This window comes from Mariniflexile sp. TRM1-10, from assembly GCF_003425985.1.
Lineage (GTDB): Bacteria > Bacteroidota > Bacteroidia > Flavobacteriales > Flavobacteriaceae > Mariniflexile.
Map to the genome: position 1 here is coordinate 4,158,246 of NZ_CP022985.1, position 19,910 is coordinate 4,178,155.

16 protein-coding genes are annotated in these 19,910 nt (G+C 36.2%); 11 read left to right on the top strand and 5 right to left on the bottom strand.

From position 1 onward, the window contains the following. Positions 1 to 33 precede the first annotated feature (33 nt). The gene (locus CJ739_RS17295) at positions 34 to 1,587 is read right to left on the bottom strand and encodes a DEAD/DEAH box helicase (RefSeq protein ID WP_117179090.1); all 1,554 of its coding nucleotides are present in this window, start codon (positions 1,585 to 1,587) and stop codon (positions 34 to 36) included. 216 nt (positions 1,588 to 1,803) lie between these two features. Here CJ739_RS17295 and CJ739_RS17300 point away from each other — a divergent pair, with 216 nt between their 5' ends. Further along, positions 1,804 to 4,110: a S9 family peptidase gene (locus tag CJ739_RS17300; RefSeq protein ID WP_117177585.1), complete on the top strand. Its 2,307-nt coding sequence runs from the start codon at positions 1,804 to 1,806 to the stop codon at positions 4,108 to 4,110. 108 nt (positions 4,111 to 4,218) lie between these two features. Beyond that, entirely contained in the window at positions 4,219 to 5,232 is a 1,014-nt protein-coding gene (gene mgrA, locus CJ739_RS17305) for an L-glyceraldehyde 3-phosphate reductase (protein WP_117177587.1), read from the top strand. A gap of 153 nt (positions 5,233 to 5,385) precedes the next feature. On the opposite strand, the gene CJ739_RS17310 is transcribed toward mgrA, so the two are convergent. Then, positions 5,386 to 6,066: a hypothetical protein gene (locus CJ739_RS17310; protein WP_236951537.1), complete on the bottom strand. Its 681-nt coding sequence runs from the start codon at positions 6,064 to 6,066 to the stop codon at positions 5,386 to 5,388. A 445-nt stretch (positions 6,067 to 6,511) separates the two neighbouring features. Here CJ739_RS17310 and CJ739_RS17315 point away from each other — a divergent pair, with 445 nt between their 5' ends. The 4 genes from CJ739_RS17315 (at position 6,512) to CJ739_RS17330 (ending at position 11,976) form a co-directional block, all read left to right on the top strand. Further along, entirely contained in the window at positions 6,512 to 7,072 is a 561-nt protein-coding gene (locus CJ739_RS17315) for a helix-turn-helix domain-containing protein (RefSeq protein WP_117177591.1), read from the top strand. A gap of 301 nt (positions 7,073 to 7,373) precedes the next feature. Then, complete coding sequence (locus CJ739_RS17320) at positions 7,374 to 9,098, top strand: Ig-like domain-containing protein (protein WP_117177593.1); 1,725 nt, start codon at positions 7,374 to 7,376, stop codon at positions 9,096 to 9,098. Positions 9,099 to 9,112: 14 nt separating this feature from the next. Beyond that, a complete protein-coding gene (locus tag CJ739_RS17325; RefSeq protein WP_117177595.1) occupies positions 9,113 to 11,149 on the top strand; it encodes an outer membrane beta-barrel protein in 2,037 nt (678 codons plus the stop codon). A gap of 269 nt (positions 11,150 to 11,418) precedes the next feature. Next, complete coding sequence (locus tag CJ739_RS17330; protein ID WP_117179092.1) at positions 11,419 to 11,976, top strand: ExbD/TolR family protein; 558 nt, start codon at positions 11,419 to 11,421, stop codon at positions 11,974 to 11,976. A 157-nt stretch (positions 11,977 to 12,133) separates the two neighbouring features. Here the strand turns inward: CJ739_RS17330 and CJ739_RS17335 are convergent, their stop codons facing one another. The 3 genes from CJ739_RS17335 to CJ739_RS17345 all read right to left on the bottom strand — a co-directional run bounded on the left by CJ739_RS17335 (position 12,134) and on the right by CJ739_RS17345 (position 15,286). Beyond that, a complete protein-coding gene (locus CJ739_RS17335; protein ID WP_236951538.1) occupies positions 12,134 to 12,562 on the bottom strand; it encodes a 3D domain-containing protein in 429 nt (142 codons plus the stop codon). Positions 12,563 to 12,647: 85 nt separating this feature from the next. Continuing rightward, positions 12,648 to 13,127 (bottom strand): Hsp20/alpha crystallin family protein, encoded by a 480-nt coding sequence (locus tag CJ739_RS17340; RefSeq protein WP_117177597.1) that lies wholly within the window; start codon positions 13,125 to 13,127, stop codon positions 12,648 to 12,650. Between the two features lie 155 nt (positions 13,128 to 13,282). Further along, the gene (locus tag CJ739_RS17345) at positions 13,283 to 15,286 is read right to left on the bottom strand and encodes an alpha-ketoacid dehydrogenase subunit alpha/beta (protein ID WP_117177599.1); all 2,004 of its coding nucleotides are present in this window, start codon (positions 15,284 to 15,286) and stop codon (positions 13,283 to 13,285) included. 503 nt (positions 15,287 to 15,789) lie between these two features. Between CJ739_RS17345 and CJ739_RS17355 the strand changes: the two genes are divergently transcribed. The 5 genes from CJ739_RS17355 to CJ739_RS17375 all read left to right on the top strand — a co-directional run bounded on the left by CJ739_RS17355 (position 15,790) and on the right by CJ739_RS17375 (position 19,819). Beyond that, positions 15,790 to 16,740: an isopenicillin N synthase family dioxygenase gene (locus CJ739_RS17355; protein WP_117177603.1), complete on the top strand. Its 951-nt coding sequence runs from the start codon at positions 15,790 to 15,792 to the stop codon at positions 16,738 to 16,740. Between the two features lie 78 nt (positions 16,741 to 16,818). Then, entirely contained in the window at positions 16,819 to 17,148 is a 330-nt protein-coding gene (locus CJ739_RS17360; protein WP_117177605.1) for a translation initiation factor, read from the top strand. 3 nt (positions 17,149 to 17,151) lie between these two features. Continuing rightward, on the top strand, positions 17,152 to 18,093 hold the full coding sequence (locus tag CJ739_RS17365) for a DUF1835 domain-containing protein (RefSeq protein WP_117177607.1): 942 nt from the start codon (positions 17,152 to 17,154) through the stop codon (positions 18,091 to 18,093). Further along, positions 18,083 to 18,949 (top strand): nucleoside phosphorylase, encoded by an 867-nt coding sequence (locus CJ739_RS17370; RefSeq protein ID WP_117177609.1) that lies wholly within the window; start codon positions 18,083 to 18,085, stop codon positions 18,947 to 18,949. The genes CJ739_RS17365 and CJ739_RS17370 overlap by 11 nt, the downstream gene beginning before the upstream one ends. Before the next feature lie 15 nt (positions 18,950 to 18,964). Further along, a complete protein-coding gene (locus CJ739_RS17375) occupies positions 18,965 to 19,819 on the top strand; it encodes a substrate-binding domain-containing protein (RefSeq protein WP_117177612.1) in 855 nt (284 codons plus the stop codon). Positions 19,820 to 19,910 lie beyond the last annotated feature (91 nt).

Sequence of the window (19,910 nt, forward strand, 5' to 3'; positions counted from 1 at the left end):
CTACTTCACTACTAAACTCCTCAACTCCTATTTCTAATCCTCCGGCGGGTACCCATGAATACTTTCAAAAACAGCGTCGAAATTGGCACGTAAATACGAGTTTAGTTTTTTTCTGTAATCATCCTTCAGCCATTCAACAAAATTAAAAGTGCTTTTGCTAATGCATTTGGTGTAACGCTGAATTCTAAAATCAATATCATCCCCCAGCATTTTGGCCAAACCTAAAGCATCATACACATCTTCGCTATTTTCTACACAGATTTTGGCATGCTGCTCAATGGAACGCTCTAAAACCACTTTTGAAGTTTCACCATTTCTAATGGAATCCACATAGGTTTTTTGAATATCGAAATACACTTCCTTTGATTTTGAAAACTCGGCACGCAATTCATCGGGCATTTCATACCTAAAGTTGCTTTCAAGGTCTTCGTCACTCAATATGGAATCCAGATAATAATTGGGCGATTTAAAGATGCGTTGCCAATCTAAATTGTCGCCCCAAGGACCGAAACGGTGAAAGTTGTTTCCTAAATCGATAACACTAAAGGTCTTTTTATTTTTTAAGATACGGGAACCACGACCAATCATTTGGTAGTAAAGGGTTAACGATTTGGTCGCACGGTTTAAAATAATACTCTCTACCGTAGGTTCATCAAAACCAGTGGTTAAAATACTCACCGATGTTAATACCGCATCTGGTGTTTTCTTAAACCATTTAAGAATCATGGCGCGCTCTTTCTTGGTATTGGTATTGTCAAGATGCGCCACAGGATACCCTGCCCTTCTAAAGGTGTCGTAAACGTGTAAAGAGGTATTGATACCATTATTAAAAATCAGGGTCTTTTTACCCTTCGAACGTTCTTCGTAAGCATGTAATAGTTTGGTAAGCATATCGTTATCGGTATACAGGTCTTCCGATGATTTAACTGTATAATCACCGTTCGCACCAACCACCAACGAGGTTAAACCCACGTTATAGGTAAACATTTCGGCCCGTGCCAAAAACCCGTTTTCAATAAGCGACTCGATACTTTCCCCAACAATCAACTCATCGTAATTATCGGTCATAGGTAATTCGATACTCGAACTTAAAGGTGTTGCGGTCACCCCTAAAATAAACGACTGACTGAAAAACTTAAATAGTTTGGTAAATGAATTGTAATGTGCCTCATCAATGATAACCAAACCTATATCGGAAATATCCAGTTTATCGTCGTTTAGCCTATTGTTTAAGGTTTCAACCATAGCAACAAAGCAACTGTAATTGCCTTGGTCGCTTAAATCGGCTTTACTATCAATGACCTTATTTACAACTTCAAACTCGGTAAGCATGGTCGAAGTTTGCTTGCACAACTCGATACGGTGCGTCATGACCAACACCTTCTTTTTGTGGTGTTTAAGGTACTGTCTTACAATTTCTGAAAATATGACCGTTTTTCCCCCACCTGTCGGTAATTGATATAGCAAATGGTAATCATCAGGAGATTCCTCAAAAGCTTTAAAAATTTTATTGATAGCGCCCCTTTGGTAGCTGTATAAATCTTTACCCGCTTTTCTTTCTTCTAATTCTGTTTTTGATATAGACATCGTATCTCTTAATATAAGGCGTGCAAAAATAATACCTTTAAAGGGTTTATGACGCATGATTGCTATAAAATTTCAAATGAATTTTAACATTCCTTATTTTTTTAATTGATTTTTGTAACAAAACTTAATTTTTAACATCTAATGAAATAGTATTATCTTGTAAGAGATATATTATTATTAATTAACATCCTTATTTCTTAATCATAACTAGTTAACATGAAAACTACAATTTTTAAATTAAATGTTGCTTTAATGCTGTTTTTATGCATGGTAACTCAAGTAAAAGCCCAAGACATTGTTGGATCGTGGGAAGGAAAATTATTGGTTCAAGGAACTGAAATCCCCCTGGTATTCGATGTGAAAAGTGAAAATGAAGGTTATAGCTCCCAAATGGACAGTCCAACCCAGGGCGCTATGGGCATCCCCATGGATGAAACGCTTTTTGACGATAATACATTAACCATTAAATTTAACCAGGCAGGTATAAAATATGTCGGTATTTTAAAAGAAGCTACCATTACAGGAACATTTTATCAAGGTGGCGCCGAATTTCCATTATCCCTATCAAAAACAGTAAAAACAGTGCCAGGCAATCCCTCACTCCCAACTTCTGAAGCCGAATTAGAAAAATTATCAAATTGGAATCCTACAAATTATAAATATGCTGTTGAAGATTATTTTGCTAGACCAAAAGCAAGATCCTTTAGTTTTTCTCCTAATGGAACCTATTTATCTTATAGAGAGAAAGACGAAAATGCAAAAAACCATGTATACGTAAAAAACCTTGAAACTAATGAGGTTAAAAGAGTTATTGAAGAAAAAGAAGAACTTATACGTGGCTTTGGCTGGGCCAACGACAATAGATTAATATACGTCATGGATAAAGGCGGCAACGAGAATTATCATCTATTTGCTGTAGATATTGATGGAACCAACCAAAAAGAACTCACGCCTTATGAGGGTGTTAAGGTTGAAATATTGGAAGGTTTAAAAGAGGATAAAGATCATATGATTATTTCTATGAATAAAAATAACCCTCAAATATTCGAGCCTTACAAAATCAATATCATAACCGGGGATCTTGTGCAATTATATAAAAACGAAGATCCTGCAAATCCCATAAATGGTTACGAATTTGATAAAGATGGTAAACTACGAGGTTTTTCCAAAATGCGTAACGGGGTAAATGTAGACCTGTATTACACAATAGATGGAGAAAATTATGAGGTAAAAAAACAATTGAATTGGAAGGATAATTTTAGCATTTCATCTTTCAACTATGCATCTAAAAATCCGCATGAAGCCTATGTTATTTCAAATTTGGATAGCGATAAAACCCAAATTTATTTGTATGATCTTAAAGAGGATAAGGCTATTAAAAAATTATTTTCAAATGATGATTATGATGTTTCGGGAATGAGTTTATCTAGAAACAGAAATTATGAATTGGATTATTTTGTTTACGAAGGAGAAAAAAGAGTGGTGGTACCTGTAAGCGATTATTATAAAAAACTTCACAAGAAAATAACCACTAAATTCCCTAACTACAACTATTCCATTGCTGATGTTACCGATGACGAAAGTAAATATTTAATTTTCATTCAAAGTGATAAATTATACGGCACTTATTATTCATACGATGTAAAAAAAGGGGAATTCAAATTGCTGTACAATTTAATGCCAAATCTTATTGAAAAAGATATGGCAGAAATGCGTCCAATTACCTTTAAAAGTAGAGATGGAAAAACAATTCATGGTTACATAACATTGCCAAAAGAAGCACTTAACGGCAAAAAAGTTCCTGTAATTGTAAATCCACATGGAGGTCCTCAAGGTATTAGGGATTCTTGGGGTTTTAACCCAGAAGCTCAATTGTTTGCGAGCCGTGGGTATGCAACACTTCAAGTTAATTTTAGAATCTCCGGTGGTTACGGAAAAGCTTTTTTAGAATCAGGCTTCAAGCAAATAGGCAGAAAAGCGATGGATGATGTTGAAGATGGTTTAAAATACGTAGCTGAACAAGGTTGGGTAGATAAAAACAACGCCGCTATTTATGGTGGTAGTCACGGTGGTTATGCCGTATTGCGTGGTTTAACAAAAACACCCGATTTATATGCATGCGGTGTAGATTATGTGGGAGTTTCAAATATCTTTACTTTTTTTAATTCGTTTCCAGAATATTGGAAACCTTACACTGAGATTGTAAAAGAAATATGGTACGATTCTGATATTCCAGAGGAAAAAGTTATTATGGAAGAAGTGTCTCCTGTGTTTCACGTTGATAAAATTAAAAAACCGCTGTTTGTAGTTCAAGGTGCTAACGATCCTCGAGTAAACATCGATGAGTCCGATCAAATTGTGAGCAGTTTGCGTGAAAAAGGGTTTGATGTGCCTTACATGGTAAGATACGATGAAGGCCATGGATTTGCTAAAGAAGAAAACTCGATTGCTTTATATAAAACCATGATGGGATTTTTTGCCAAACATTTAAAACCAGAGATAAAGCAACCTATAAAAAAATAAATAACGCCTTTTATTTAGTAAAGCCTTTTGGAATTAGATCCAAAAGGCTTTCTCTTTTTTATTAGTTAAAACTAATTGATACATTTGCCATCTGTAATTTTTCAAACTATGCAAATCAACGATAAATCTGAAGCAAAAGAATATTTAGCCGATTCACAACGCTATGAAACCATGACCTACAATAGAGCCGGAAAAAGCGGCGTGCTTTTACCTGCCCTATCACTTGGATTATGGCATAATTTCGGATTTGTTGATAGCATCCAAAATGGCAGAGCGATCTTAAGATGTGCTTTCGATTTGGGGATTACCCATTTTGATTTGGCAAATAATTATGGCCCTCCGTATGGTTCTGCGGAAGAAAATTTTGGAACCATCTTTAAAAAAGATTTCAAAAGTTATAGAGATGAATTGTTTATAGCCAGCAAAGCAGGTTACGATATGTGGCCCGGACCTTATGGTAATTGGGGTTCCAGAAAATATTTAATATCGAGCTTGGACCAAAGCCTGAAACGTATGGGCTTGGACTATGTAGATATTTTTTACCACCACAGACCAGACCCTAATACACCTTTAGAAGAAACCATGGGTGCGTTGGCAGATATAGTACATCAAGGAAAAGCCTTATATGTGGGTATTTCCAATTACCAACCTAAAGACACCCAAGAAGCTGCCGCTATTTTAAAGCGTTTAAATGTGCCGTTTATACTCCACCAGGCTCGCTATTCGATGTTTGATAGATGGGTTGAAGATGGTCTTTTAAATACTTTGGAACAAAATGGTGTAGGATGCATCGCCTTTTCACCATTGGCGCAAGGCATGCTTACCGATAAATATTTAAAAGGCATACCCACAGATTCCAGAGCCGCTAGGAATTTAACCTATTTGAATATCGATACCGTAACCAGTAACTTGGAGAAAGTACAGCTTTTGGATGCTATCGCACAAGAGCGAGGTCAAAAACTATCACAAATGGCTATTGCTTGGATTTTAAGACAGCCACAGGTTGCATCGGTTTTAATTGGAGCCAGTTCTGCCAATCAATTAAAAGAAAATGTAAAAGTGTTGGACAACTTGAGTTTTACCGAGGATGAATTGCGGTTGATTGATAAGATAGTTTCTTAAGAAGTTATTTAGAAGTAAATATATTGAGCATTATCGAAAACGAAAATATATTTTTTATTTGAAGAAAAAGCGCAGCTTGCTAAATGCTTTGGCAATCTGACTAATAAGGTTTTCGACTGCGCTCAAACTGACATTACAGTTTACTTTTTAGCTTCATTCCTTCACAATAATAATGGTAGCTTTTACACCGGTAGCAAGATTCCAGCGGTTTGCCGAAACCAAATTACCCATATCATCAACCACTTTAAATTCTGCGGTGTTTGGTCCAGATTCTCCTTGGTTTAAGGCTAAAAAGTCTATTTTATTAAAGCCTTTTTGTAAATCGAGTTTAAAGCCACTAAAGCCTCCGTTTAAAAAGACCCTAGCTTGTACCACATCGTCATTGACTAATACCTGTATTAAATCGCCATCTACATAGCCGTGATCACGGTATGCAACATTAACAAATTTTGCTTTACTTTTAAAATCACCAAAGTATTGGTCGGTTAAACTACCGTTACGTTGTTCGACTTCTTCAGGACTTAACTTGGTGTTTGCTAACTGTTCATCCAGTTGCTTTTGGTAAAGTTCGCCAGGATTCCCGAATTTCTCGCCAAACAATGAAAACTCTTTTTTAGGTGTTTCCATGCCCGTTGATAAATTGGGTACATTTAAACTCCCAAAAGTCGTATTGTTTGTGGTATTGGGTTGTGAAGGCGCTATTTTAGGGGTGTCATCGGTTTCCTTTTTACTTTCAACCGCAGGAATAGCTGTAGATTTATTTTTACTATCTATTTGGGCGTTAGCAAAAAACGTGGCCGTTAATAACATAAAAAATGATAAAAATAACTTCATCAGTTTTATAAAATAGTTTTGGGTTTATACTAATTAATGGCTTAATTATTTATCAAAGATATTTTTTTATCTTAAAAACACCTTTATATGCCACTATATTTTACAATCATTTAACAAAAACCGTTCCGTTCTCTATTGTTTATTTTTTATTGATTATTGTTTATTGCCCACTAACGTATGACTACGGCTAGGCTCGGCTTTGTGACGGCAAGAGGAAGCGTACTTTCTTGTCTATCTCTCTATCCTCCTATTTTTTATTATCTATTGTCTATCTATATTTGATTAAATAAACAAAAAGCCAACTAAAACCTACAATTATAAAAAGAATTTATCTTATCGAACGTCTTCTCTTTTAAAACTAATTACTTTAAAAAATCACCTGTAATATCTGGAGTGATTGAGATTAAAAAAACTTGTTTATATTAGCTTTCATTAAATGCCCTGAATGAAATTATATATTAAATACATGGTTAGTAATCGCTGCAAGATGATAGTGAAAGAGAAGTTAAAAGCCCTCGGTTTGAATTATGTAACAGTAGATCTAGGGGAAGTGAATATTCTAGAGGAGATATCTGACAGGCAGCGAGAGCAACTAAAATCTTTGTTATTGAAATCAGGGCTTTTATTAATGGATGACAAGCGAGCCATGCTTATTGAAAAAATAAAAAATGTAATCATTACAATGATTCATCATTCAGATGAAATTCTAAAAATTAAATTCTCCAATTACCTAAGTGAAAAACTGGATTACAATTACACGTATCTCGCTAATACTTTTTCAGAAAATCAAGGAATCACTATCGAACAATTCATTCTCCTCCATAAAATTGAAAGGGTCAAAGAACTGATTATCTATGACGAGCTAAACCTTACTGAAATTTCCCAGAAGCTCAATTATAGCAGTGTGGGTGCTCTTTCTAATCAGTTCAAAAAAGTAACCGGGCTTACTCCTAGTTTTTACAAAAAACTAAAAGAAAAACGCAAGGAAAATATTGAAGACCTTTAATATTCTATCAGTTCACTTAGTAATCGATACAGTAGTTTTTTTTACTGTTTTCCTCTTTCTACCACTTCATTCCACTCAAAATAATTCGTTTAAGGTATTATCACCATACATGATGTATGAAGATAGACACCGTACATATAACAATGCGTTATAGGATCTCCAGTCATATTAAATGTATGAATATTGCAATCTTTACTTTTAATTATGTAACTCTTTTACTGTTTTAAAAAATCACCTTTGCCCCATAAATAACCCCAAGCCTATTCCGTTTACTACGGATGCTTTTAAATCCCATTAATAAATGAAAACATTTAAACCATTATCAATTTTCACATTAATAATGCTTGTCCTTTTTGCAGCTTGCGAGAAAGACGATTTTATAGAAACCATTGGAATATGCCCTCTGGTTATAGCAACCAATCCGGAAAATGATGCTACTAATGTACCGCTTTCCCAGGTTATAACAGTGACCTTCAATGTGGAAATGAACCCCACAACTATAACAGAGGCATCTTTTATTATTGAGTCGGGAGCAGCTATTACAGGTACTGTAACGTATAATGGATTTACTGCAACCTTTACACCAGCAGCTCCTCTGGAAATAAGCACAACATACACCGGAAGGATAAAAACTTCAGTAAAGGATCTTAATGGCAATGCCCTACAGGAAGAGTATGTTTGGACATTCAGTACTGGTGCAACTGTCTCACCAATGGTCATCTCCACTAATCCTGAAGATAATGAAACAGATGTTGTAATAAATACGATAATCACCGCAACATTTAGCCAGCAAATGGATCCACTCACTATAAATGAAACAAGTTTTATTTTAATGGACGGTTCTACAGCTATAACTGGAGTAGTAACCTATAATGATGTTACAGCTACTTTTACCCCTTCGGCAAACCTTGATGCAAATACGCTATATTCTGTAACAATAACTACAGATGCAACCAATACCACAGGTATATCCTTGGAAAACAATTATGAGTGGAGCTTCACCACAGGAACCTTGATATCACCTATGGTGATTTCCACAGATCCTGAAGACAATGAAATAGACGTAGCACTTGATAAAACAATCACAGCAACGTTTAGCGAGCCAATGGATCTGGCCACTATAGATGAAACCACTTTCACTTTACAGGAAGGGACAAATTTTATAACAGGTACAATAAGTTATAACGCTTTAACGGCCTCTTTTGTTCCTTCAGTTGATCTTTTGCCAGGTACTTTATACAAGGCTACTATTACAACGGGAGCCACCAATGTAGCAGGTATTCCGTTAGCAAATAATTATGAATGGGAATTTACTACAGCTGGAACACCCTTTGAACCAACGATTGATTTAGGCTCTGTAGAACGTTTTGGTATAATCTCTGGAGTAGCTGTAAGCAATAATGCAGGACCAAGTGAAATACATGATTTGGATATAGGTATATATCCCGGTGCTAGATCTTCAATAACAGGCTTTTTTGATGTAGATGGTGGTCCAGGACTTATATTCAATGGTGATTTTTATGCAGCTGATGATGCAGACCCCGTACCTGCTATGTTATTACAAGCTAAAGATGACCTTACCGCAGCCTATCTGGCTGCAGAGGGAGCAACTTCACCTGCACCAGCTACTGTAGCAGGAGATTTAGGTGGTCAAACACTGCCTCCTGGTATTTACAAATCAAATTCAACATTGATGATACAAAATGGAAATCTAACCCTTGATGGGCAAGGTGATCCTAATGCAGAATGGATTTTCCAGATAGCAAGTGATTTTACTACAGTAGGAGGTTCTCCATATCCATCACCGGCCGGTGGTAACGTTATCCTAATAGGTGGTGCACAGGCAAAAAATATTATTTGGCAAGTGGGAAGCTCAGCTGTAATAGGCGATTATACGTCATTTAAAGGTAATGTTCTTGCATTGACTTCAGTTACCATGAATGCTTATTCACAAGCTGTGGGAAGAATGCTTTGCAGCAATGGAGCAGTGACTTTGACTAGTACAAACTTTATTTACAGACCTTAATACTACCTAGAAACATGAAAACAAAATATAATATAAAAAAGGGATTAGGCAACGTTTGGTCCACTTATACACTAAATCTAAAAAGCGCTGTTTTAATTACGTTTATAATAGCCATGATTCAAGCGCCGCTACAGGCACAGGAACAAGATACATTTACCAAACCATCATGGTGGTTTGGTGTTGCTGCAGGAGCCAATTTCAACTTCTACCAAGGTAGTACACAGCAATTGAATGCTGACTTAACTGTACCTGCAGCGTTTGGTGACGGTTTTGGTGTAGGACTTTTTCTTGCTCCTTCTATTGAATATTATCGTCCTGGTTCTTTATGGGGTATGATGTTACAGTTTGGCTTAGACAGCCGAAAAGGGGAATTTGACGAGACATTATCTGTATGTAATTGCCCAATGGACCTGTCAACCAACCTCAGCTACTTAACTATAGAGCCAAGTTTGCGTTTTACTCCTTTTAGAAATGATTTTTATTTATATGCCGGCCCACGTTTGGCTTTCAATATGGATAAATCGTTTACCTATCAGTTGCATCCAAACCCAGCTTTCCCTGAACAGGTAATGTTACCAGAAGAAACAGGAGATTTTAGCGAAGTAAAAAACACCATTATATCCATGCAAATTGGTGCTGGATATGACATCCCGCTTTCATCCCAAAACAACAAAACTCAATTTGTACTTTCTCCTTTTGTTGCATTCCACCCCTATTTTGGTCAGTCACCAAGATCTACGGAAACTTGGAATATCACAACCATCAGGGCAGGTGCTATTCTTAAGTTTGGAATAGGCAAAAATACAACTATCGAAGAAGAGGAAGATGATGTGGAAATTATAGATTCAAAAGTTAATTTTACTGTTAATGCCCCGGAAAATATTCCTTCAGAGCGTACTGTAGTAGAAACGTTTCCAGTAATTAATTATGTATTCTTCGATTTAGGCTCTACAGAGATCCCGAACCGTTATGTGCTATTGAAAAAGGAAGACGTAAAGGATTTTAAGGAAGAAAATGTTCAATTATTCACTCCTGCGAATCTTTCAGGAAGATCTGAAAGGCAAATGGTTGTATATTATAATATATTGAATATACTTGGTGACCGTATGGTAAAAAATCCCGGCACCAATATAAAACTTGTTGGTTCTTCTGAAAAAGGAATTGATGATGCAAAAACAATGGCTGAATCCGTAAAGGGTTATTTAACCGATGTTTTCGCTATTGCTGGTTCCAGAATAACTACAGAAGGTCGCAATAAACCAAAAATCCCATCAGAACAACCGGGCGCTACTGAAGAACTTGAATTACTACGTCAGGGAGACCGAAGGGTTTCGATAGAAAGTAATTCACCTGCATTGTTAATAGAGTTCCATAGTGGCCCAGATGCCCCGTTGAAACCGGTAAAAATTGTAAACGTACAGGAAGCACCTGTTGAAAGTTATGTTTCCTTTAAAAATGAAGGTGGAGCAGATGCTTTTACATCGTGGACATTGGAAATAGAAGATGATAATGGTAAAAAACAAAACTTTGGACCTTATACACAAGATGTGGTGACTATTCCCGGTAAAACAATAATGGGCACACGACCTGAAGGTGTTTACAACGTGAAAATGACAGGAATTACAAAAGAAGGCTTAACTGTCGTTAAAGAAACCTCAACCAAAATGGTTCTTTGGACGCCTTCTAAAAATGAAGAAGCCATGCGTTTTAGCGTGCCTTATAACTTCAATGATTCCGAATCAATAGCGATGTATAATACGTATCTTACGGAAGTGGTTACACCAAAGATACCAACCAGCGGAAAAGTAATTATCCACGGCCATACAGATGTGATAGGCGATGCCGCTTACAACCAAAAATTGTCTGTAGCACGCGCAAATGACGTGCATGCAATTATCAAGCAAGCCTTGGCAAAAACAGGCAGAACAGATGTGACTTTTGAAGTGCATGGATTTGGTGAAGAGCCAAACCTGTCACAGTTCAATAACAAACACCCTGAGGAACGTTTTTACAACAGAACGGTAATAATCGATATTATTCCTCGTAAATAAATTATAAATTGAGTAGTGAGTAAAGGGCTATCTAAATTTAGATAGCCCTTTTATTATTTTATTAAAACCACAATTTACAAAGTTTGAAGTTTTTCTAATTTGTTACAAACCACCCTTAGATATGGCTGCCATTTCTTTTCATTCTTTATTGTCTATTCTCTATTTTCAATCACTTATTCTCAACTACATCATTCAAAATTCTAGCAATGTAATACTTATGGTATTGTTTTTGTGAGGCATTCATGACATTAACATCTAAATCCATACACATGAGACATTCAAAATTAATGCCCGAAGTAAATGCAGGTTCTATGGCAGACATTGCATTTTTATTACTCATCTTCTTTTTGGTTACTGCGACCATTTCTTCAGACGAAGGAATTAGTCGGGTGATGCCCGAAGCCTGTCCGCCAGGAATAGATTGCACAAGTCCTGTTAACGAACGGAATATTTTGCGGATTGTCATTAACAATGATGATGAGATTATGGTTGAAAATGACATCGTTTCAATTGAAGCCTTAAAAGACCTGACCAAAAACTTTATAGACAATAATGGAGATGGCAGTTGTGCCTATTGTGCGGGCGAGCAATCCTTGGATGCATCAAACAATCCGAAAGTGGCTGTTGTTTCTTTACAAAACGGACCACAGACCTCTTACAGGCAATTTATTGCTGTACAAAACGAATTGACAAAAGCCTATTACGAACTAAGAAATACATATTCAGAAAACATACTCAAAAAGCCATCAGATAACTTATCGAATGAAGAAATAAAAAAAGTTAGGGAAGCCTATCCTTTTACGCTTATAGAAGCTGAAACAAAATAACACAGCATAATAAAAGTAGTAAATAAAAGAAGCTATATTTAAGTAAAATTAATTATAGCTTTTTTTGTGTCATAATATAATGCGATGTTTCAAATTTTACATAGCAGCCTACCTTCTACGACCCACTGCCCACTGCCCACTGTCTACTGCTTACTGCCTACCGCCTACTAACACTATCAAGAGGTTTCAATACGCCATAGGAAATGGATACCTTTTTTCTGCCCCATTGTTTTGCTGCTTTGACATCGACACCCATATAAATATCAATTTTGTTTTTCCAGCGTGGGTGCATACGGTCTTTTACAAAAAAGATACTGTCGAATCCTTTTATTTTTACGGGCGTGTTATGTTTTAAGCCTTTTCTATACAAATCCCTGGAAACAGCTATATAATTCAGACCGGGTTTTAAACTATCTCCAAATGCGGTAATATGTGGATTGGAGTCGGTTTGGTTTTTTAATGAATTATATGCCGATGCCGTAACCTTAAGCTTGTGCCAGGTGTAATATTCTTCAAAAGGTATTTCTGCTTTTTTACAACTTAGTAAAAAAAGCAAAAACAAGATTATGGACATCTTTTTGCGCATACGACCATTTTAGGTTTTAAAGATACAAATTAGCTACGAATCCGAGTATATCAATAAAAAAAGAGGGCTTAAAGCCCTCTTTCTCTTAAGAAATTTTAATTTGTTTCACAGGTTTCCTCTTGGCTTCATCTCTTTTTGGGAGATGGACTTTTAAAATACCATCTGTATAATCTGCTGAAATTTTATCTGCGTTTACAGAATCTGGAATGGTAAAAGTTCTCTTAAATGAAGAGTATCCAAATTCTCTACGGGTGTAGTTTTCACTTTTTTCGTTATTTTCTGTTTTGGCTTCCACACCTATGGATAACACATTGTTATCGATATTGATTTCAAAGTCAGATTTTTTCAGTCCGGGAACCGCCATATCTATTATAAATTCATTATCAGAATTAATAACATTTACTGCTGGCAAAGTGATGCCTGTATTAAAGTTAGACATAAATTCGGTTCCTAACCCTTTACCAAGTATATCATCAAACCAAGACGGTAAACTTGGTAACAAATTAAAATTAGTTTCTGCTGACCTTTTAGTGTCATTTTTTACTGTTGGAATTAAAGTACTCATAATTAAATATTTTAAGTTAAACAATAATTTTACAACTATAAAACAAATAAAATGCCAAGCGAAATAAACTGAAAAAATTTCAGAAAAACTGACACTTTTTCACTTTAAACCGCATTCAATCAGTCATTTAGTTAACATTTAGTTAACAAACTAGTTCAATAGTTGATGAGTTCGTTTAATGCTATGTCAAATCTATTCTTAGGTAAGTATTGCGTTTCTAATTGCGGGGCAAAAGGAACAGGTGTCTCTAGGCTTCCAACACGTTTTACGGGAGCATCCAAATACTCAAAACAGTGTTCCATTATTAAAGCGGAAATATCGCTTGCAATACCCCCAAACAAAGTGTCTTCGTGCAAAATAATGGCTTTTCCTGTTTTCTTGACTGACGCATAAATAGTTTCGGTATCTAAGGGTTGAAGTGTACGTAAATCAATAACATCTGCTTGGATATGGGCATTATTGTCTAGCGTTTCCAAAACCCAATGCACAGCGGCACCATAGCTTATGATGGTAATATCGTTGCCTTCTCGAATTAACGACGCTTCTCCAAAAGGTAAGGTGTAATAATCGGTCGGCACTTCTTGACGAATGCTTCTGTACAGGGCTTTATGCTCAAAAAACAGTACAGGATTGGGGTCATTAATGGCAGTGTTTAATAAGCCTTTTGCGTCATAGGGGAACGCCGGATACACCACCTTTAAGCCTGGTGTTTTGGTAAACCAAGCTTCATTTGTTTGTGAGTGAAACGGGCCTGCAGCAACGCCACCACCGCAGGGCATTCTTAAAACCACCTGCGCATTTTGCCCCCAACGGTAATGTGATTTTGACAAATAATTCACCACAGGATTGAAACCCGAGGAAATAAAATCTGCAAATTGCATTTCAACCACGCTTTTCATGCCTGCAATAGATAGTCCCATAGCGGCTTCGATAATTGCCGACTCACAAATGGGTGTATTTCGCACCCGTTCTTTTCCAAATTGCTCTACAAAACCTTCGGTTATTTTAAAAGCACCGCCATATTCGGCGATATCTTGACCCATAAGTATCAAGTCTTGATGCCGTGTCATACTTTGTTTTAAACTTTCGGAAATGGCATCAATAAATCGAATTTCCTTTAATTCTGAATAATTTGTAACATTCTGATAGTTAAACTCTTGATAAACATCATTTAATTCAATAGTTTCATAAGGAATGATAGCTTCTTCCGCAAAAGCAATATGTAGATGTTCGTTAATTTCATTTAAAAAAGCGTCCTTTATTGATGCTTCTTCGGTTTCGGTTAAAATACCTTCTGCCTTCAAAAATGTTTCAAAATTTGCAACAGGGTCTTTTAAAGCCCAAGCGTCCATCAACTCCTGCGGTACGTACTTAGTACCACTCGCTTCTTCGTGCCCACGCATTCTAAAAGTTTTGAATTCCAACAAAACGGGTCTGGGGTTGTTGCGGACGCTGTTGGCAATATCGCTAACTTTTGTATAAACCTCTACAATATTATTGCCGTCAATAATATGTGATTCCATGCCGTAACCAATGCCTTTGTCGGCAATGTGTTGGCAATTATACTGCTCATTTGTGGGTGTTGAGAGTCCGTAGCCATTATTCTCCACGCAAAACAAAACCGGTAATTGCCATACCGAAGCGACGTTTAAGGCTTCATGGAAATCGCCCTCACTCGTACCTCCTTCACCTGTAAAAACAGCCGTAACCTGATTGCTATTCTTTAATTTTGAAGCTAAAGCAATCCCATCGGCAACGCCTAATTGCGGGCCTAAATGGGAAATCATCCCCACAATTTTATATTCCTGGGTTCCAAAATGAAACGATCGATCCCTGCCTTTTGTAAACCCCGAAGCTTTACCTTGCCATTGTGCAAACAATCTATACAATGGGATGTTTCGAGTAGTAAACACCCCTAAGTTCCTGTGCATGGGTAGAATATACTCATCATTATTTAAAGCTAAAGTGACACCAACAGCAATGGCTTCTTGCCCAATCCCAGAAAACCATTTACTTATTTTTCCTTGGCGTAATAAAACGAGCATCTTCTCCTCTATCAATCTGGGTCTTAAAATAGCTTTGTACAAATCCAATAATATATTGGTATCGAGATGATCCGTAGTGAAAATGATATTATTTGAAGCAGATGTATTACTCATAAATCAGGTATTTATAGAATCAAATATACCATAAAAAGACCAATTGATTTATAAAGTAATCTGAATGACATTGAACTCATCTTGACTTTTTCTATTTCCTAAAACCTGCCTACCGGCAGGCAGGAATGGCTAAAATTCGTCCATAGTTCGTTTCTTTTTTATCCTTAGCTCTGCTCAATGTTATTAAGAGTTAAGCCTGTTTATTCTAAATTGTCACATTGAGCATTATCGAAAATGAAAATATATTTTTATTTGAAGATAGAAGCGCAGCTTGCGAAATGCTTAACAAAAAAGGACTTGAAAGAGGTTTCGACTGCGCTCAATCTGACCCGCTTCCCCTTAACTTAATGGCATTGAGTTCTGCTATGCCTTTCAAAAAACGCCTCATCTGTACAAATTTTATATCATTTTCGGTTAAAAACAAAAAGTCAAGAGGAGTTCATTGCGTAAATCTTTACAATGTTTTTGTACATTTGTTATAGAACAAATTAAAATAATTCCTCATGAATATAATACCAAGTGTCGATTTAAGTGATTTTACATCGGGAGACGCTGTTAGAAAACAAAAATTTGTAGATGCCATAGGGAAAGCCTATGAAGACATTGGGTTTGTAGCACTAAAAGGCCATTTTTTAAATGATACTTTAGTTGATACATTATATAGTGAAGTAAAGAATTTTTTCAATTTACCTGTTGAAACGAAACAGAAATATGAAATCCCGGGTATTGGCGGTCAACGTGGCTATGTGTCGTTTGGAAAAGAGAGTGCAAAAGGCAAAAAAGAAGGCGATTTAAAGGAGTTTTGGCACTTTGGACAGTATGTTGAAGATAATCCAAAATTAGCAGCAGACTATCCTGCAAACGTCATCGTTGAGGAACTTCCTGAATTTAACAAAGTAGGCAAGGAAGCTTATAAAATGCTTGAGAAAACGGCCAAATATGTATTACGTGCTTTGGCTTTACATCTAGGTTTGAAAGAAACCTATTTTGATGATTACATACACAACGGTAATTCGATATTAAGACCCATACATTATCCACCAATCACCGAAGAACCTAAAGAAGCGGTTCGTGCAGCAGCCCATGGCGACATCAACTTAATTACCCTACTCATGGGGGCGCAAGGTCGTGGCTTGCAGGTGCAAAACCATAAAGGCGAATGGATTGATGCCATTGCAGAACCCGATGAATTGATGATTAATGTAGGCGATATGCTATCGCGGCACACGAACAACAAGCTAAAATCTACCATACACCGTGTTATTAATCCGCCTCGTGAACTTTGGGGAACGTCACGTTACTCCATTCCTTTTTTCATGCACCCTATTAGCGCTATGAAATTGGATGTTTTAGAAGGTTGTATAGACGAGAACCATCCGAAAGCATTTGACGATATTACAGCAGGCGAATTTTTAAATGAGCGCTTGGTAGAATTAGGACTTATTAAAAAATAATTAATTTGTCCCATCGAGCGCAGTCGAGATGTTTTGATAGTTCTCGACTGCGCTCGAACAGACAAATAAATCAATAAAATGGATTTACAAGATCAATTAAGAAACCTATTCCCGGATCATATCCAGGAAAAACCTATAGAAGACGCTGAGGACACATCAAAAATATGGATGCAAGACGATCCTATTATTTGTAAATACGAAAAGCGCAAAGGCAAACCCATAACCATTTTAGAAGGTTACACAGGTGCTACCGAAGATTTTAAAATTTTAGCAAAAGAAATAAAAACCAAACTAAGTGTTGGTGGTAGTTTTAAGGACGATAAAATCATTATTCAAGGCGATTATCGCGATAAAATCATGAAAATGCTAAAAGACAAAGGGTTTAACGTAAAACGTGTTGGCGGCTAATTTATGGGCAAGCTTCCACTTCATATTTCCAATGGTTCCGTTTTAACCAACCGCCTCAATGAGCTAAATATTGAAGGGGAGATACTTACTTGGCAAGAAATGCTTTGTGAAGGCCCTACTGTAGAACAGGTATATTCAGATGAATTTTCAAAACTTAGGAAAAACTTTTTCAGTACTTTTTATGATATTGATTTAGTAATATCTGAAATTAAACAGGAGTTGGATAAGCTGAACCATTCAGAAAATTATTCAGAAATAATCCTATGGTTTGAATACGATTTGTTTTGCCACATCAATATGATCGCTGTAATAAGCCTGATTCAACAAAAAAAGATCAAACTCCCACTCTATCTGGTTTGCAGCGGTAAAGTGGAAAGAAACAAAAATTTAAAAGGTTTAGCCGAACTTAATGCTGGTCAGTTATTAAAGCATTATAGGGATAAAGTTAAACTGATGCCAGAAGATATTGATATAGCGACTACGGTGTGGCATATTTACTGTGGCAAAGACCATAATTTACTTAAGCCGTATATTGTGAAAAAGTCGTCTTTCAAGTATTTAAGTAATTGTTTAAAAGCACATGTAGAGCGGTTTCCCGAAACCAAGGACGGGCTCAATGTTATGGAACGCAATATTTTGGAAATCGTTAAAAATACTGCCATAAAATCCAGACACCACCTATTAGGCTATGCGCTTAATTATCAAGGGTATTACGGCTATGGTGATTTACAGGTTTCTAGAATTATAGAGAAGCTTAGCCTCTTTTTTACAGAAGAAGAAAACCTTATTAAATTAAACAGAAAGGGACATGAGGCATTGCTTGGACAACATAATTTTTCTAAAGAAATTGATAACAATATGGTGTTTGGTGGCATTAGTAAGTTCGATTTTCAATTCAATAAAAAGGAAAATAAATTAATAAAAACCGTTTATAATGCCAATTAAAGCTTCGGAACTTATACTAAATCCAGATGGTAGTGTGTACCATTTAAATTTAAAGCCAGAACATGTTGCCAAAACCATCATTTTTGTAGGTGACCAGGACAGGGTTGGGCAAGTTTCAAAACACTTTGACCATATTGAGTTTAAAACACAAAAGCGCGAGTTTAAAACCCATACAGGAACTTTTAAAGGCAACCGTATTTCGGTGATATCAACGGGTATCGGGCCAGATAATATTGATATTGTTTTAAACGAATTAGACGCCCTTTTCAATATAGACCTTAAAACAAGAAGCCCAAAAGAAGTCCTTACCAGTCTTAATATTATTAGAATTGGTACGTCGGGTTCTTTACAAAAAGACATTCCAGTAGATTCATTTCTTTTAAGCACACATGCTTTAGATCTTAATGGCATGCTGCATGCATATCAAATAAACGGCATAGGCAATCCTGATATTGAAGATGCTTTTATTAAGCACTGCCATTGGCCTGTAAACAAATCACGCCCCATTGTTATTAATAACAGCAAATTATTGGAAAGCAAATTAGAAAGCGCTGCCATTTTCAAAGGGCTAACAGCAACGGCAGGTGGTTTTTACGGCCCTCAAGGGCGTATATTACGCTTGCCTTTACAGGATGCCGATTTAAATAGCAAGATGGATAGTTTCAATTTTAAAGGCATCCGCATTACAAACCTAGAAATGGAAACATCTGCTATTTATGGACTATCAAAACTTTTAGGCCATCATGCCCTATCGTTAAATGCCATTATTGCTAATAGAGCCCATGGTACTTTTAGTGAGAATCCATTAAAATCCGTAGAAAATCTCATAACTTACACCCTGAATAAAATCTTTTAATAACCCATTCGTTTCATGAAGCAAATAACTATTGGTGGCGTACCGGAACATTTTAATTTGGCTTGGTATTTAACCTTAAAAAACGGAGAATATAAAGACGAAGGTATCCATTTGCGTTGGCAAGATTGTCCAGAAGGCACGGGTGCTATGTGTAAAGCACTCCGCAATAAAGATATCGATATTGCCGTGATACTTACTGAAGGAATTATTAAAGACATTATAGACGGAAACCCTAGCAAAATAGTACAAACTTTTGTGCAAACACCTTTAAATTGGGGAATTCATGTTGGTAAAAATGCACCATATAAAACCATTGAAGATTTAAAAGGAAAAAAAGCGGCTATAAGCAGATATGGTTCGGGGTCACATTTAATGGCCTATATTAATGCTGAAAACCATGGTTGGGATTTAAAAAAACATCTAAATTTTGAAGTCGTTAACGATTTAAACGGTGCTGTTGAAGCATTAACTAATGGCACTGCCGATTATTTTATGTGGGAGAAATTCACCACCAAACCATTGGTCGATAACGGCACGTTTAGAAGCATAGGCAACTGCCCAACACCGTGGCCTTGTTTTGTAATAGCTGTTAGGGAAGATTTTATTGAATCAAACAAGGAAGATTTAAAAACCATTTTAAGAATTATAAATAACACCACTATAGAATTTAAGGACATCCCGAGTATTGACAGAACCATTGCAAATCGTTACGGACAGCAATTGCAAGATGTGCAGGAATGGTTAGGCATTACCGAATGGTCCCAAAGTTTAATCGACAAAAAAACGGTTACTACCATTCAAAAGGAATTACATGCATTAAATATTATTCCTGAAATTGTTTCTTATGAAAAACTGACTTATAAACTTTAGGGAAATGTTAATGTTTAACAAAAATAAGGCTTAAAAATTATTAAATATTTATTTTTGAGATTGAACTCGTCTTGTCTTTTTGGATTGAAGC

What these genes read in the sequence shown, in the direction of transcription:
- CJ739_RS17295 (WP_117179090.1), bottom strand. Translation starts at nt 1,587, where the DNA reads ATGTCTATATCAAAAACAGAATTAGAAGAAAGAAAAGCGGGTAAAGAT.
- CJ739_RS17300 (WP_117177585.1), top strand. Translation starts at nt 1,804, where the DNA reads ATGAAAACTACAATTTTTAAATTAAATGTTGCTTTAATGCTGTTTTTA.
- mgrA (WP_117177587.1), top strand. Translation starts at nt 4,219, where the DNA reads ATGCAAATCAACGATAAATCTGAAGCAAAAGAATATTTAGCCGATTCA.
- CJ739_RS17310 (WP_236951537.1), bottom strand. Translation starts at nt 6,066, where the DNA reads ATGAAGTTATTTTTATCATTTTTTATGTTATTAACGGCCACGTTTTTT.
- CJ739_RS17315 (WP_117177591.1), top strand. Translation starts at nt 6,512, where the DNA reads ATGAAATTATATATTAAATACATGGTTAGTAATCGCTGCAAGATGATA.
- CJ739_RS17320 (WP_117177593.1), top strand. Translation starts at nt 7,374, where the DNA reads ATGAAAACATTTAAACCATTATCAATTTTCACATTAATAATGCTTGTC.
- CJ739_RS17325 (WP_117177595.1), top strand. Translation starts at nt 9,113, where the DNA reads ATGAAAACAAAATATAATATAAAAAAGGGATTAGGCAACGTTTGGTCC.
- CJ739_RS17330 (WP_117179092.1), top strand. Translation starts at nt 11,419, where the DNA reads ATGAGACATTCAAAATTAATGCCCGAAGTAAATGCAGGTTCTATGGCA.
- CJ739_RS17335 (WP_236951538.1), bottom strand. Translation starts at nt 12,562, where the DNA reads ATGCGCAAAAAGATGTCCATAATCTTGTTTTTGCTTTTTTTACTAAGT.
- CJ739_RS17340 (WP_117177597.1), bottom strand. Translation starts at nt 13,127, where the DNA reads ATGAGTACTTTAATTCCAACAGTAAAAAATGACACTAAAAGGTCAGCA.
- CJ739_RS17345 (WP_117177599.1), bottom strand. Translation starts at nt 15,286, where the DNA reads ATGAGTAATACATCTGCTTCAAATAATATCATTTTCACTACGGATCAT.
- CJ739_RS17355 (WP_117177603.1), top strand. Translation starts at nt 15,790, where the DNA reads ATGAATATAATACCAAGTGTCGATTTAAGTGATTTTACATCGGGAGAC.
- CJ739_RS17360 (WP_117177605.1), top strand. Translation starts at nt 16,819, where the DNA reads ATGGATTTACAAGATCAATTAAGAAACCTATTCCCGGATCATATCCAG.
- CJ739_RS17365 (WP_117177607.1), top strand. Translation starts at nt 17,152, where the DNA reads ATGGGCAAGCTTCCACTTCATATTTCCAATGGTTCCGTTTTAACCAAC.
- CJ739_RS17370 (WP_117177609.1), top strand. Translation starts at nt 18,083, where the DNA reads ATGCCAATTAAAGCTTCGGAACTTATACTAAATCCAGATGGTAGTGTG.
- CJ739_RS17375 (WP_117177612.1), top strand. Translation starts at nt 18,965, where the DNA reads ATGAAGCAAATAACTATTGGTGGCGTACCGGAACATTTTAATTTGGCT.